General features: G+C 46.0%; 10 protein-coding genes and 1 tRNA gene. All 11 read left to right on the top strand.

What is annotated here, in order from left to right:
• Positions 1-147: 147 nt before the first annotated feature.
• The 11 genes from G589_RS0102655 (at position 148) to G589_RS20850 (ending at position 14,953) form a co-directional block, all read left to right on the top strand.
• Entirely contained in the window at positions 148-1,788 is a 1,641-nt protein-coding gene (locus tag G589_RS0102655; protein ID WP_026521006.1) for a sensor domain-containing diguanylate cyclase, read from the top strand.
• A 105-nt stretch (positions 1,789-1,893) separates the two neighbouring features.
• Positions 1,894-3,408, top strand: coding sequence for a GGDEF domain-containing protein (locus G589_RS20855; RefSeq protein ID WP_026521005.1), 1,515 nt, complete (start codon positions 1,894-1,896; stop codon positions 3,406-3,408).
• Complete coding sequence (locus tag G589_RS0102645; protein ID WP_026521004.1) at positions 3,405-5,303, top strand: diguanylate cyclase; 1,899 nt, start codon at positions 3,405-3,407, stop codon at positions 5,301-5,303. Before G589_RS20855 ends, G589_RS0102645 begins: the two co-directional genes overlap by 4 nt.
• Positions 5,304-5,337: 34 nt before the next feature.
• Positions 5,338-5,420, top strand: a tRNA-Leu gene (locus G589_RS0102640).
• A 159-nt stretch (positions 5,421-5,579) separates the two neighbouring features.
• Positions 5,580-8,834: a carbamoyl-phosphate synthase large subunit gene (gene carB / locus G589_RS0102635; protein ID WP_026521003.1), complete on the top strand. Its 3,255-nt coding sequence runs from the start codon at positions 5,580-5,582 to the stop codon at positions 8,832-8,834.
• Positions 8,835-8,890: 56 nt separating this feature from the next.
• Positions 8,891-9,304 carry a hypothetical protein gene (locus G589_RS0102630; protein WP_026521002.1) on the top strand — a complete coding sequence of 138 codons (414 nt, stop codon included), beginning with the start codon at positions 8,891-8,893 and terminating at the stop codon, positions 9,302-9,304.
• Between the two features lie 25 nt (positions 9,305-9,329).
• The gene (locus G589_RS0102625) at positions 9,330-9,641 is read left to right on the top strand and encodes a hypothetical protein (RefSeq protein ID WP_026521001.1); all 312 of its coding nucleotides are present in this window, start codon (positions 9,330-9,332) and stop codon (positions 9,639-9,641) included.
• Between the two features lie 128 nt (positions 9,642-9,769).
• Positions 9,770-10,780, top strand: a complete 1,011-nt coding sequence (locus tag G589_RS0102620; protein WP_026521000.1) for a deoxyguanosinetriphosphate triphosphohydrolase — start codon at positions 9,770-9,772, stop codon at positions 10,778-10,780.
• 19 nt (positions 10,781-10,799) lie between these two features.
• Entirely contained in the window at positions 10,800-12,578 is a 1,779-nt protein-coding gene (gene dnaG / locus G589_RS0102615) for a DNA primase (RefSeq protein WP_026520999.1), read from the top strand.
• A 412-nt stretch (positions 12,579-12,990) separates the two neighbouring features.
• Positions 12,991-14,163: an RNA polymerase sigma factor RpoD gene (gene rpoD, locus G589_RS0102610; RefSeq protein ID WP_026512342.1), complete on the top strand. Its 1,173-nt coding sequence runs from the start codon at positions 12,991-12,993 to the stop codon at positions 14,161-14,163.
• A 1-nt stretch (position 14,164) separates the two neighbouring features.
• The gene (locus G589_RS20850) at positions 14,165-14,953 is read left to right on the top strand and encodes a class I SAM-dependent methyltransferase (protein ID WP_051192131.1); all 789 of its coding nucleotides are present in this window, start codon (positions 14,165-14,167) and stop codon (positions 14,951-14,953) included.
• The last annotated feature ends 2 nt before the right edge of the window (positions 14,954-14,955 follow it).

Genomic DNA, 14,955 nt, shown 5'->3' with positions numbered 1-14,955 from the left:
AGTCAAAGAGAACCGTCCCCATTGACTCCCCCTAAATGTTATATTTTTCTAAAATGAACGCAAAACCGTTTATGTGATGTACAATTAATCTAGTATATTATACATATTCGGATATTCTGAGCAGGATATACCTGAGGAGATAGATTGATGCGTTCGCTTAGAACAAGAATTACAGTTACAATGCTCTGCGTGATATTTGTGGCTCTGCTTTTTACCACGCTCCTGAGTGCAATCTTCATAAGAAGGACTGAGAGTCGTAAGACTGATCAGCTCCTTCTTATGCTGTGCAAGAACGGGGAAAAGAGCCTTGATTATTATTTCGACAGTGTTCAGAATTCGGTTGAAAGTGTAGCTGCCTTTGTGGAAGAGGATCTGGAAGGCACGAGTGATGAAGAGTTAAGCGAGCACATGGAGCGTGCCAGAGATTATTTTGGAATGATGGCGTCCGAGACAAAAGGAGTTCTTACATATTACTATCGTATCGATCCGTCCATCTCCACCAAAGAGAAGGGCTTCTGGTACATCAATCTTACAGGCGACGGCTTTGAAGAGCACGAAGTTACCGATATCACCCAGTATGATGTGAATGATACGTCGAAGCTGGTGTGGTTTACTGTCCCCAAGCATGAAGGAAAATCCATCTGGCTTCCGCCGTACATAACTGACAATCTGGATGTCCGCGTTATTTCCTACGATGCTCCGGTTTATTATAAGGGAGAGTTTATCGGTGTTGTCGGCATAGAAGTTGACTACACAACGATGGCTGAGGAAGTCGACAGCATACAGTTTTACGACAACGGATACGCATATCTTTGTGGCGCAGACGGTAAGCTCTTTTACCATCCTCACTTAGATGTTACAGATTCAACCGGAGCGACCAAGTATAAGATACCCTTTGATATGTCGGGCAATAGCTCTTTTGTGCGATATAAATATAATGGCGAGGAAAAAGAGGCAGCCTGGGTCCCTTTAAGCAATGGCATGCGCCTTATTGTTTCCGTCCCTGAATCGGAGACTAAGGGAGACTGGATAGGTCTTATTCAGAACATCTCTTTGGGAGCTATATTGGTGCTGCTGATATCAAGCCTGTTTCTTATGGTATATACCAGGCGCATAACAAAGCCCCTTGAGCAGCTGACTGAGGCAACCGAGCGGATAGAGAAGGGAAACTACGACTCAGATCTTACCTATGATGAAGACGATGAGCTTGGCAGACTTACAAGGTCTTTTAAAAAGCTCTCGGACAACATGGAGGCTCACATCAGCGACCTGAATGAGCAGGTATTTGTCGATGCGCTTACGCATGTCAAGAACAAGGGTGCCTTCGAGAAGATGACAAAAGAACTACAGGAGCAGATTGACAATGGAGTAGAAAAGCCGGAGTTTGCAATCGGCGTTTTTGACTGTGACAGCCTTAAGATAATCAATGACAAGTACGGACATGATAAGGGCGATGCATATCTTAATGCAGCCTGCAATACCATAAGTAATGTTTTCAAGCACAGTCCCGTGTTCAGAATAGGTGGAGATGAATTCGCTGTAATTCTGAGGAAGGATGATTATCTTAACCTGGATACCCTTAGTAAGCAGTTTGACATTGCTGCAGAGACTACCAATGCATCAGCAGCCGTGGAACCATGGGATTACGTATGTATATCAAAGGGTTTTGCTGTTTATGATCCGGAGAGGGACAGTACAGTTACCGATGTTATGAGGCGAGCGGATAAGCTCATGTATGAAAATAAACGAGAGAGAAAAAAATCCGGATTCCACCCTTTTGGGCCTTGAGCCTGAAAGGGTGTTTTTTTAACAGTTTGCTTATTAAACGTTTATAAATGTATAATATATTGATGATATCATATAAAGTGAGATAGAATACGAACAGGTGACGCTATGATAAAAGCGATTAAAAACTATTTCTTTCCCACGATTGATAGAGACGTCAGAGAACTGATGGATCAGACCAGCACAAGGAATATTAAAAACGTATCACTTGTAGTGGCCGTTTTTGAAACCTTGACACTGCTCTTCTTTGTGCTGTCAAGAAAGAGCTTTGGGCACGAAGAGTGGCTTAGTATCGGAAGTGTCCTGTTCTGTATCATCACATGCTTAAGCGTATTTTTTGTCACAAGATATATGCTATCAAGAGATGAGCTCGATCATCTAAAGGTTGAGCTTATGCAGATTATCTACTATATACTAATGTCTTTGTGGTCTATGTGGGGGTCGTATCGCAGGTATGAGCGCGGCGAGCAGATACTCACTTTCTACGCCTGTGAAGTGATGCTGGTATGTTTTATAGTCCTGAAACCCTGGACCAGCACCTTGATGACTCTCTATACCTATGTTGTCCTTTATTCTGTCATTCTCAAGGCAGACGGAGGCTCCGGGATCAATACCATAAACTTTTCAATACTGGTTCTGGTTTCAGCCATCGGAATGGGAATGCGCTTTCATTCCTTGAGAAATACCTCTGAGGCTACTGTCAAGCTTGAGAAGTCCAAGAACTCTGAAATACAGGACAAGATGAACATCCTTCAGTCTATAGCTGATATTTACGATAAGGTAAATCTTATTGATTTTAACGAGAATACTGAGATGTCAGTAAGAGACAAGGACCACGTCAAATATAATCTCGACCTTAGCGTTCATAAACACACCGTTATGAGCACAAAAATCAGAGAGAAAGTTATGCCTGATCAGCTCGATGACTTCATAGCTTTTACGGATATCAGTACCGTAAGAGAAAGACTTGTTGGGAAAAGACTTCTCAGTGAAGATTTCATTGATGTGGTAGACGGATGGTTCAGAGCTCAGTACATCCCGGTGGAAGTTGACGATGAAGGTATGCCGACGCAGGTTGTATTCACTACGCGAAATGTTGATGATGAGAGACAGCGCGAAGAGCGTCTTGTCAGGATAGCTATGACGGATGAGCTGACAAGGCTATTCAATCGCCGGAGCTATGAGGAAGACCTTGCGGAGTATGAGAAAAACGGTCTTGATAAAGACTTTGTCATTTTATCAGCGGATGTTAACGGCCTGAAGAGAGTAAACGACACCATGGGACACGCCGGTGGCGATGAGCTCCTTAAGGGGGCTGCGGAATGTCTTTTACTGGGGATTGCAAGTAAGGGCAAGGTTTACAGAATAGGTGGTGACGAATTTGCAGCAATCCTGCATACCGGGGATCCTGAAGAAGTTAAAAGAGATATTGAAAGCTATGTTGATAAGTGGTCCGGACAGTATTCAGATAAACTCTCTATTTCTATTGGATATGCAACACATGCAGATAACGAGAGCCTTGACATTGTAGGGCTTGAGAAGAAGGCTGACAATGAGATGTACCAGGCTAAAGCCAGGTATTATGCAACAAGCGGTATAGACAGAAGAACAAGTAGTAGATGATGGAAAATACAAAGAAGCTTATCGCCTTTATGGGCGGAATGATCGATGAAGAAAAGAACTGCTACTTTATCCGTTCGATGGAAGAAGAATGCAGAAAGCACGGCTATCTGATGATCGTCTTCGGTTTTTCTGAGACCACGTTCAGTGATCAGGACAGAAACAACTGCGAGATGAAACTTACTCAGATGGCTGGTTTTCTTGACCTAAAAGCGATCATCGTTCAGCTTGAGTTTATAAAGAACGACTATCTTATAGATGCCTTCAAGAGACTTGCAGCCAGGAAAAAGATCCCTTTCATTGCCATGGAACGCACGCTTCCTGACTGTATGAATATCTCAATGAATTATAAAAACGGCTTTGCCGAGATGGTAAGGCACGTTGTACAGGCTCATGGCTGCAGAGATATCTACATGATGGCAGGAATTGAGGGTGATCATTTTTCTGAGGAGAGAATTGAGGCTTACAAGCAGGTTCTTACAGAGAACGGAATTACCATCAATGAAAAGAGAATTGGCTATGGACAGTTCTGGGATAAGCCTGCAAGAGAAGTGACAAAAGAGCTTTTAAAGGAAGGTGATCTCCCTGAGGCAATTGTCTGTGCCAACGACAACATGGCCGTTGCCGTAAGTGATGAGCTTCAAAAAGCCGGATACAGGATTCCGGAGGACGTGATCGTTACAGGTTTTGACGGGGAGAGAAAATGTCTTTTCAAATCTCCGTCTATTTCCACGGTTGAGCCGGACTATCAGAGCGAAGCGAGACAGATAGTCAAGATGATAATGAATAATGAAGGAAAACCTTTGGCTAGGGCTGATGAAAAGGTTGGCTTTAACCTGAGGCTCAGAGGATCCTGTGGCTGCAACAGGTCAGAGGATACTCTTTCTATTGACGATGTCAGTTCGCTTTCTGAGTACTACGATGATGTCAACTGGGCTGTAACCAATATAAATAGCCTGTTCGCACAGGCAGCGATGCTTGAGACGCTGACAGACCTTTCAAGAGTTACGCAGGAGACGCTCTGGCTCTGGAAAAGAGATTTTCAGTTCGTTGCGCTTAACTCCGACCTTCTTCGCGAAGAGAACTGCGTCTTTGGAAAGGGAAAATACACGACGTTCTTTAGCTTTATGGACGGCGACTCATCAGGAATAGGGGATACTTTTAGCGAGGATATTCTGTTTCCTGATTTTGATACCATCGCAGCAAAGAGTAATATAAGCATTATGTTTGTAAAACTCCTTCATTCCGGTGGCAGAATCTTTGGCTATCTGGTTGAAGGAATGGAAAATGTAAATGACAGGGCAGTGAGAAGGTGCGAAGAATTCGGAATGCTTCTCTCGACTGCTATTAATGTTGTGGATGTAAACAGAAACCTCATCCGTATGCATAATGAGATTGAGAAGGTTTCCGTCAGGGATTATCTGACCGGAATCTTTAACAGGCGAGGGTTCTTTGGCGAGCTTGATATGCTCATTAATATGCCGTACAACCAGGGCAAGTTCCTCACAATCTTTTCCGTTGATATGGATGGGCTTAAGCACATCAACGATTACTACGGTCATGCTGAGGGTGACTTTGCGATACAATGCATCGCAGAGGCTGTGCAGCACATAGCTTCACGCAACGGAATCAGTGCGCGTTTTGGCGGCGATGAATTTGCGTGCGCAATGATATCCGAGATGCCTGTCAATTTGTCGGCGGACACCTTCAGAAGTCGCATCGCAAGCTTCCTTGCACAGAGAAAAGACATTTCGAAAAAGGAGTATGCAATAACCGCCAGCGTAGGCAGCGCATCTACGATTATTGATGACAACATTAAAATTGAGAAGCTGATAATTGAGGCCGATGATGCTATGTACGCCGACAAAAAGCTCAAGAATGAGAGACTCTTGACATAAAGCTTTAAAATGGGTATCATTATTTTTGTCGCTTGCGGAAGTGGCGGAATGGCAGACGCGCATGGTTCAGGTCCATGTGTTGGCAACAACATGAGGGTTCAAGTCCCTTCTTCCGCATTTGAAACGAAGCACCCCCGATGACTGTGGCATCGGGGGTTTTTCGTTTCAAAGGGGGAGAGTCCTCTCCCCCTTAAAAAAACATAAATTTACATCTTGTGCAAACCCCCTTTGGAATATAGAATGTATAAGAATGAAATCGAATAGGGGAGGAAGATCATGGCACAGAGAACTGATATACACAAAGTACTGATAATCGGCTCGGGACCGATTGTTATTGGACAGGCGTGTGAGTTTGACTATTCCGGAACGCAGGCATGCAAGGCACTTAGGAGTCTGGGGTACGAAATAGTCCTCGTTAATTCAAATCCCGCAACTATCATGACGGATCCGGAGATGGCTGATAAGACTTATATTGAGCCTCTTAATGTGGACCGTGTTGCTGCAGTTATTGAAAAAGAAAGGCCGGATGCTCTTCTACCTAATCTTGGTGGTCAGTCAGGCCTTAATCTATGTTCTGAGTTATATAAGGCCGGTATTCTCGACAAATTCAACGTAAAAGTTATAGGTGTTCAGGTTGACGCTATTGAGCGTGGCGAAGACAGAACAGAATTTAAAAAGACAATGGACATGCTTGGTATTGAGATGGCAAGATCCAAGGCATGCTATAGCATAGAAGAAGCTCTCGCAGAAGCCGATGAGCTTGGATATCCGGTTGTACTTCGTCCTGCGTATACCATGGGCGGAGCAGGCGGCGGACTTGTCTATAATAAAGAAGAGCTTCAGACAGTCTGCTCACGTGGCCTTCAGGCATCCATCATCCATCAGGTTCTTGTTGAGGAGTCAATCCTTGGCTGGGAGGAACTTGAGCTTGAGGTTGTCCGCGACAAAGACAACAACATGATCACGGTATGCTTTATTGAAAACGTAGATCCTGTCGGCGTTCACACAGGTGATTCCTTCTGTACTGCACCAATGCTCACAATTTCCGAGGACCTTCAGAAAGAGCTCCAGAGACAGGCTTACAAGATTGTAGAACACATCGGAGTTATCGGTGGTACCAACGTACAGTTTGCCCATGATCCCAAGACCGGAAGAATCGTTGTTATCGAGATCAACCCCAGAACCTCCCGTTCATCAGCCCTTGCCAGCAAGGCTACAGGCTTCCCTATCGCCCTTGTATCAGCCAAGCTCGCAACAGGACTTACATTATCGGAACTCCCTGATTCCAAGTTCGGAACACTTGATAAATACGTGCCAAACGGCGACTACGTTGTTGTTAAGTTCGCCCGCTGGGCATTTGAGAAATTCCACGGCGTAGAGGACAAGCTGGGAACCCAGATGAGAGCCGTTGGAGAAGTAATGAGTATCGGCAAGAACTTCAAGGAAGCTTTCCAGAAAGCCATCAGATCTCTTGAGAAGGACCGCTTCGGTCTTGGCTGCATACAGAAGTTTGAGGAGATGCCGGTAAAAGAGCTCCTGCGACGCCTTAAGGATGCTTCCTCAGAGAGATACTTCCTTATGTATGAAGCTATGAAGAAGGGCGTTACTGTAGAGGAACTCTGCGACATTACAAAAGTTAAAGAGTACTTCGTAAGCCAGATGAAAGAGCTTGTTGATGAGGAGACAGCTCTTTTGACAAAATATAACGGTAAGGTTCCGGAAAGCGCAGACCTTATTAAAGCCAAGGAAGACGGCTTCTCAGATAAGTACCTGGCTAAGGTTCTCTCTGTATCCGAGGATGATATCAGAGCAGGAAGAGAAGGCGCAGGCCTTACAGAGAACTGGGATGGCGTTCACGTATACGGCACCGACGGAAGTGCTTATTACTACTCAACCTATCAGAAAGAAAGCGCACTTGAGAATCCTATGAAGCTCTCAGAGGGCGCTGAGAATAAGAAGATCATGATCCTGGGCGGAGGTCCCAACAGGATCGGTCAGGGTATCGAGTTTGACTACTGCTGCGTACATGCAAGCCTTGCACTTAAGAAGCTCGGCTTTGAGACAATCATCGTAAACTGCAACCCTGAGACAGTATCAACAGACTATGATACCTCAGACAAGCTCTACTTTGAGCCACTTACTCTTGAGGATGTACTTCAGATCTACCGCAAGGAAAAGCCTCTTGGCGTGATCGCTCAGTTTGGCGGACAGACACCTCTTAACCTTGCAGCCAAGCTCAAGGAAGAGGGCGTAAATATCCTCGGAACAACACCTGAAGTAATCGATCTTGCTGAGGACAGAGACCAGTTCCGCATGATGATGGACAAGCTTGGAATCCCTATGGCAGAGTCCGGAATGGCTTCAAACGTAGAAGAGGCCAAGACAATAGCAGCAAGGATCGGATATCCTGTTATGGTTCGTCCTTCCTTCGTTCTTGGCGGACGCGGAATGGAGATCGTAAGGGATGAGGATTCCATGGAAGGTTACATGAAAGCCGCTGTAGGTGTTACACCTGACAGACCTATCCTTATCGACAGATTCCTTCACAACGCACTTGAGTGCGAGGCAGATGCAATAAGCGATGGCAAGGCAGCCTTTGTTCCTGCGGTTATGGAGCACATTGAGCTTGCCGGAATCCACTCCGGTGATTCAGCCTGCATCATACCTTCCAAGCACATTTCGGAAAAGAACCTTAAGACAATCGAGGAGTACACCAGAAAGATTGCTGTTGAGATGAATGTTGTAGGTCTTATGAACATGCAGTACGCCATCGAGGATGACACTGTATATGTTCTTGAGGCTAACCCCAGAGCATCCCGTACAGTTCCGCTGGTTTCAAAGGTTTGCGGAATCAAGATGGTTCCTGTTGCAACAGACATCATCACATCACAGCTCACCGGCAGACCTTCACCTGTTCAGGGACTGATCGATAGCAAGAAGAAGGATGAGCCTCCATACTACGGAGTAAAAGAGGCTGTATTCCCGTTCAATATGTTCCCTGAGGTTGACCCTGTTCTCGGACCTGAGATGAGATCAACCGGAGAAGTTCTCGGACTTGCAAAGACTCCCGGAGAAGCTTTCTTTAAGGCATACGAGGCAGCAGGCGGAGCACTTCCTCTTAGTGGAGCAGTACTTATCTCACTGAACAGAGAGGATAAGCCTGAGGCAGCAAGCATTGCAAAGAGCTTTGCAGAGGAAGGCTTTAAGATCTACGCAACAGGCAAGACCTACGAGACAATCATAGAAGCCGGAATTGAGGCTACAAGGATAAACAAGAACTTCGAGGGCGGAAGACCAAACGTAGAGGACATCATCAAGAACGGCGATGTTCAGCTCGTCATCAACTCTCCGATCGGCAAGTACACTCAGCACGACGACGGGTATCTTAGAAGAGCTGCCATCAAGGCAAGGATTCCTTATATCACCACCGTTGCTGCTGCCAAGGCCGCTGCAGAGGGCGTTCGCCAGGTAAAAGAGAACGGCGCCGGCAATATCAGTTCACTCCAGGAGTATCACAAATCCCTTGACTAAAAGGGAACAAAAAGGGTGTATACTTAGGTTAGATTTCTTTTGACAAGGAGGGGATTATGGAAGGAACAGGCGAGAACACAAACATTACTGTAAACGGCAATGCTGAGATGCTTAAGGTCGACAAAAAACATCTCTTCTGGCAGAGGCTGTCGGCTCTGGCGGTAGTGGCTACATTCCTTGTAGTTCTTATGGTGGCAATGGTCCTGGTACCACAGGTTACGGCTACTCTTGGCAATATCAACAAGGTTGCAAAGGATGCAGAAGAGGCGATTTCCAATGTTGATACCATGGTCCTTGAGATGACTGATGCCAGCAAGAATCTAAACCAGCTTGTGGGGGACAATTCCGAGGCTCTTAACGAGGCAATCACAAACATGGCAAATGTTGACTATGACGGCCTTAATAAAGCGATAAAAGACCTCCAGGATACAGTTGGCCCTATGGCAAGTTTCTTTAGCAAATTCAGGTAAGCCGGACTTTTTGGAGATATGTTATATGGAAATTGAAGTTTCATCATTTTTTAACCTGAGCCATTACGAGTACGGAGAGGCATATTTTGGAAGCCACAAGGGCATGAGATATCGCCTTGCAAGAGAGCCTCTTGAAAACGTTAAGTTTACTCCTGTTGATCAGAGAGGACCGGCTACACTTATGGCAACCGTGTGGCCTGAGCCAAATGCTTACGGCAAGACGGATCCGTCACTTATGACCAGCGAGCACTTTGAAATTTCTCAGGAAGGGCTTGAAGAGGCTGTTAAGTGGATAAATGACCAGTATACAAGCCGTCTTGGAGAGTGGAACAGGTAAATGTACTAAATTTTAAAAAATTTAATTTAGAAAAAAAGGATTTTAAGATCCCACGTCGAATATTTATGATGTGGGGTCTTTTTTTCTGACAGGCCCACATAAATCCAATACTCAGAAAGAAGAAAACATTGAAAATTCGCGAAAAACTTGAAGACAGAGAGACTAGAATCTTAAGCAAGCATGCTACTCTCAGCATGAATTCCAAGGGACGTGAAAAAGAAGAAAAGGATTGTGATATCAGGCCTTGCTTTCAAAGAGACCGTGACAGGATTCTTTATTCCAAGTCATTCAGAAGGCTCAAGGACAAGACCCAGGTCTTTTTGTCGCCTGACGGGGATCACTACAGGACCAGAATGACCCACACCCTTGAGGTATCTCAGAATGCAAGGACCATTGCCAAGGCGCTAATGCTCAATGAGGACCTGGCAGAGGCTATAGCCTTGGGGCACGACCTCGGTCATACACCTTTCGGCCATGCGGGCGAGAGGGCTCTTAATGCTGTGAGTCCCGAAGGGTTTAAGCACAATGAACAGAGCCTTCGCATAGTTGAGAAACTTGAGAACTATGGCAAGGGACTCAATCTTACCTGGGAAGTCAGGGACGGTATCGTGAATCATGAGATGGACCTTACTCCGGGAACACTTGAGGGCAAGGTTGTCCGTCTTTCTGACAAGATTGCTTATATGCATCACGATATGGACGATGCTATAAGAGGAGGTATCATCACCGAGAAGGATGTTCCGGAGGATCTGGCAAAAGTGATCGGCCATACCAACGGAGAGTGGCTGGATACCTTCATCCACGACATAATAGCCACCAGTATGGATAAAGACGACATCAGGATGTCTGATGAGGTATATGATGCTTTCCACAAGCTCCGCAGATTCATGTTTGACAGGGTTTATACCAACCCGATAGCCAAGGGGCAGGAAGGCAAGGTAGAGGACATGATCAAATTCCTCTATCAGTACTATATTGATCATCAGGATCTTTTACCTGAGTATCTAAAGAATATGAAAGACAGGGGAGAGGCTACCGGGGAGAGAATAGTCTGCGACTACGTCAGCTCCATGACTGACAGATACGCAGTTGCAGTATTTGAGGAGGTATTCGTACCGCACTCCTGGGCAGTACTTTGACAACAGTGGGGAGAAACAATTGCGATATTCAGATGACATCATAGAAGAAGTCAGATCGCGAAACGACATTGTGGATGTGGTGGGACAGTACGTCCACCTGCAGAAGAAGGGAGCCAATTACTTTGGCCTTTGTCCCTTCCACAATGAGAAATCCGGCTCTTTTTCCGTATCACAGAGTAAGCAGATATTTCACTGCTTCGGCTGCGGAGCCGGTGGTAACGTGATCAGCTTTTTGATGAAATATGACAACTTAACATTTACAGAAGCTCTGCAGCAGCTGGCCGAGAGAGCAGGAGTTAAGCTCCCGGAAGCGGACGATTCACCGCAGGCAAGGGCCATGAGAGATAAGAGGCAGATGCTTCTTGATATCAACAGAGAAGCTGCCAAATACTACTACAGAAACCTAAGGGCCAAGAGCGGCGAAAAGGGCATGCAGTACTTTAAGCAGAGGGAACTTACCGATGAAACCATGAAGCACTTTGGCCTTGGATTTGCCAATATGACTTCGGATGATCTGGTCAAGTACCTTCGGCAGATGGGCTTTGAGGACAAGCTGATAATCGAGGCCGGACTTGCATCCTTTGATGAGCAGAGAGGAACTCATGATAAGTTCTGGAACAGAGTAATGTTCCCGATATCAGATGCTCAGGGCAAGGTCATAGGCTTTGGCGGACGAGTAATGGGAGATGGCAAGCCCAAGTACCTTAACTCTCCGGAGACTCCGATATTTGATAAGAGCCGAAATCTCTTTGGACTTAATTATGCCAAGAGTTCAAAGGCAGGTTACATGATAATCTGCGAGGGATATATGGATGTAATAGCCATGCATCAGGCGGGCTTTGACATGGCAGTGGCTTCCCTGGGAACAGCTTTTACCATGGGACAGGCCATGATCCTAAAGAGATACACCGACACCGTAGTCCTCTCCTATGACAGTGACGAAGCCGGAACCAAGGCGGCCATGAGAGGCATCGGAATCCTTAAGGAAGTCGGACTTAAGGGCAAGGTCTTAGACCTAAGGCCTTACAAGGATCCTGACGAGTTCATCAAGAACCTGGGTAAGGACGAATTCGAACAAAGAGTTAAGAACGCAGAGAATCCGTTTTTCTTTGAGGCAAGAGTGGAGGAGTCAAGGCATGACATGTCCGATCCGGTATCCAAGACCGAGTTCCACAGAAAGCTTGCAGCGATGCTCTGCGAATTCGAGGAGGCTGTTGAGAGAGAGAATTACATCGAGGCGACAGCAGCCAGATATAACATAGCAGTGGATGACCTTCGAAAGCTTGTAAGCACCACTGCAGCCAAGGGAGTGCCCGTGCGGACTGACAATACTCCGAAGTCCGGGACGGCAGTTAAGAAGACTCCCGAGGACAGCGCAAGGAAGAATCAAAGGCTTCTCTTGACCTGGCTTACCGATGAGCCGGGGATTCTTCCCAAGGTAACCAAATGGGTAACGCCTGAGGATTTCTCAGATGATCTATACAGAAGCGTTGCAGAAGAGCTTTTTGCCGGAATGCAGAGTGGGAACTTCTCGCCGGCAGCAGTCATTGACAGGTTTGGCGATGAAGAGGAACATCGGCAGGTGGCCGAAATGTTCAACACCAATCTTGTGGATATCGAGACACCTGATCAAAGGCGCAAGGCTTTTCATGACATTATCTACGCCGTTAAGCAGGCGGGATATGAGAGGCAAAAAAAGATGCTTAAGCCCGATGATCCGCAGTATCTTATGAAGACCATCCAGGGCAAGAAAGATCTGGAGAAGCTGGCACATGCCGACATTTCTCCAGATGACTGAAATGAAAAAATCTATCTAAAAGAAAAGGAAGAATAAAATGGCAACTAAGAAAGAGACAACAAAGGAAACAGAGAAGAAGACTAAGGCAGCAGCAAAGAGCACCAAGGCAGCTGCCAAGGAAGCTCCTGCTAAGAAGGAAACAGCCAAGAAAGAGACTGCTAAAAAGGAAAAGGCTGTTAAGGAAGAAAAGGCCGTTAAGGAAGCTCCTGCCAAGAAGGAGAAAGCAGCCAAGGAAGCTAAGGAAGCTCCTGCCAAGAAGGAAACAGCCAAGAAGACTTCCAAGAAGGCAGCAGCTGAGGAGAACGTTAAGGAGACCAAGAAGAGTAAGGCAGCTAAGGCTGCTGAGCCTGAAGTTAACGCTGCAGCTGATGGTGAACTTGATGAGGCAGCCAAGGAGCTCTTTTCCCAGAAGATAAAAGAGATCCTCGCTCTTGCCAAGAAGAAGAAAAACGTCCTTGAGTATGCAGAGATCAGCGATTTCTTTGCAGACATGGGACTTAACGAGGAGCAGCTCGATAACGTTCTTGAAGTTCTTGAGAACTCAGGAATCGATGTTCTTCGTGTTTCCGATGATGTAGATGATCTTCCCGATGATGATGACATGATCATCTCAGAGGAGGACGAGGTTGATATGGAGAATATCGACCTGTCAGTTCCTGATGGAATCAGCATCGAGGATCCTGTAAGAATGTACCTTAAGGAAATCGGTAAGGTTCCGCTTCTTACAGCTGAGCAGGAGATCGATCTTGCAAAGGCTATGGAAGCAGGTCTTGACGCAGAGAAGACCCTTGCAGAGGATGAGGGCAAGAACAAGCTCTCTGATGCCAAGAAGAAAGAGCTTAACCAGATCATATACGAGGGAAATGAGGCTAAGAAGCGCCTTGCAGAAGCTAACCTCCGTCTCGTTGTAAGTATTGCCAAGAGATATGTCGGAAGAGGAATGCTCTTCCTTGACCTTATTCAGGAAGGTAACCTGGGTCTTATCAAGGCTGTTGAGAAGTTCGATTTCAGAAAGGGATTCAAGTTCTCAACATATGCTACATGGTGGATCAGACAGGCCATCACAAGAGCTATCGCCGATCAGGCCAGAACTATCCGTATCCCTGTACACATGGTTGAGACAATCAACAAGCTCATCCGTGTAAGCAGACAGCTCCTTCAGGAACTCGGCCGTGAGCCACTTCCCGAGGAAGTTGCAAAGGAGATGAACCTCCCTGTAGAGCGTGTTCGTGAGATCCTTAAGATTTCTCAGGAGCCTGTATCCTTAGAGACACCTATCGGTGAAGAGGAAGATTCACATCTTGGTGATTTCATTCAGGACGACAACGTTCCTGTACCTGCTGATGCAGCAGCATTCACACTCCTTAAGGAGCAGCTGGTTGAGGTCCTTGATACTCTTACAGAGCGTGAGCAGAAGGTACTTAGGCTCAGATTCGGTCTTGATGACGGAAGAGCAAGAACTCTTGAGGAAGTAGGAAAAGAGTTCAACGTAACCCGTGAGCGTATCCGTCAGATCGAGGCTAAGGCTCTCCGTAAGCTCCGTCACCCAAGCAGAAGCCGTAAGCTCAAGGATTATCTTGACTGATATGAATGAAAAAAAATCACTCGATGATGTAGCTGTGAAAATGTCCCTTCGCCTTCGGACAGTTGCTGATATGCTAAGGGGCGATGGTGCCCATAAGTGCACTGCCGATGTGGGATGTGACCACGGCTACGTATCTATCTATCTTGTTCAAAATAAGATTTCAGAATCTGCCATAGCAATGGACGTCCGCAAGGGCCCCCTTGCCATGGCAGAGAGTAATATACGAGAATATTCCCTGGAAAAAGATATACAGACAAGGCTTTCAGACGGCCTTACAGAGCTTCATGAAGACGAAGCAGACTCTCTTGTGATCGCAGGAATGGGCGGAAAACTCATGATAAGCATCCTTGAGAAAAAGGACCTAGTGGGACTTGGAATTAAGACTGCTGTTCTTCAGCCTCAGTCAGATATCTGCCTCTTTAGAGAGTACTTAAGGGACAAGGGCTTTGCCATAATCGACGAGCGCATCATCCTCGACGAAGGCAAATACTACTTCCCAATAAAAGTGAGCCCCGGGGACGGAGTCAGTGGCTCATTTTCTGAACTTGAGAAAGCGATAGCTCTTTTCACCGGAATATGTGATCCTGATATGGCGCTTAAAGCCTGCAATCTCTACGGTGAGCACAACATTCTAAGGAGAGATCCGCTTCTTAAGGACTTCCTTCTCCACGGCAGAGAAGTAGATGAGTCCATCCTTAAGGGACTTGATGAAAGGGAACATTCAGAGAGATATCTCGATGTAAAAAACAGCCTGGATATAATAAGTGCTGTTCTTGCGCTTTTTGATTAAGA

This window comes from Butyrivibrio sp. VCB2001 (assembly GCF_000423965.1).
In the GTDB taxonomy this organism is placed as follows: domain Bacteria; phylum Bacillota; class Clostridia; order Lachnospirales; family Lachnospiraceae; genus Butyrivibrio.
The sequence above is the reverse complement of the archived record's forward strand: the minus strand, read 5'-3'. Positions and strand labels throughout refer to the sequence as shown.

Excerpts from the sequence above, each read along its gene's own strand:
- G589_RS0102655 (WP_026521006.1), top strand. The coding sequence starts at position 148 with ATGCGTTCGCTTAGAACAAGAATTACAGTTACAATGCTCTGCGTGATA.
- G589_RS0102645 (WP_026521004.1), top strand. The coding sequence starts at position 3,405 with ATGATGGAAAATACAAAGAAGCTTATCGCCTTTATGGGCGGAATGATC.
- G589_RS0102625 (WP_026521001.1), top strand. The coding sequence starts at position 9,330 with ATGGAAATTGAAGTTTCATCATTTTTTAACCTGAGCCATTACGAGTAC.
- G589_RS0102630 (WP_026521002.1), top strand. The coding sequence starts at position 8,891 with ATGGAAGGAACAGGCGAGAACACAAACATTACTGTAAACGGCAATGCT.
- G589_RS20855 (WP_026521005.1), top strand. The coding sequence starts at position 1,894 with ATGATAAAAGCGATTAAAAACTATTTCTTTCCCACGATTGATAGAGAC.
- G589_RS20850 (WP_051192131.1), top strand. The coding sequence starts at position 14,165 with ATGAATGAAAAAAAATCACTCGATGATGTAGCTGTGAAAATGTCCCTT.
- carB (WP_026521003.1), top strand. The coding sequence starts at position 5,580 with ATGGCACAGAGAACTGATATACACAAAGTACTGATAATCGGCTCGGGA.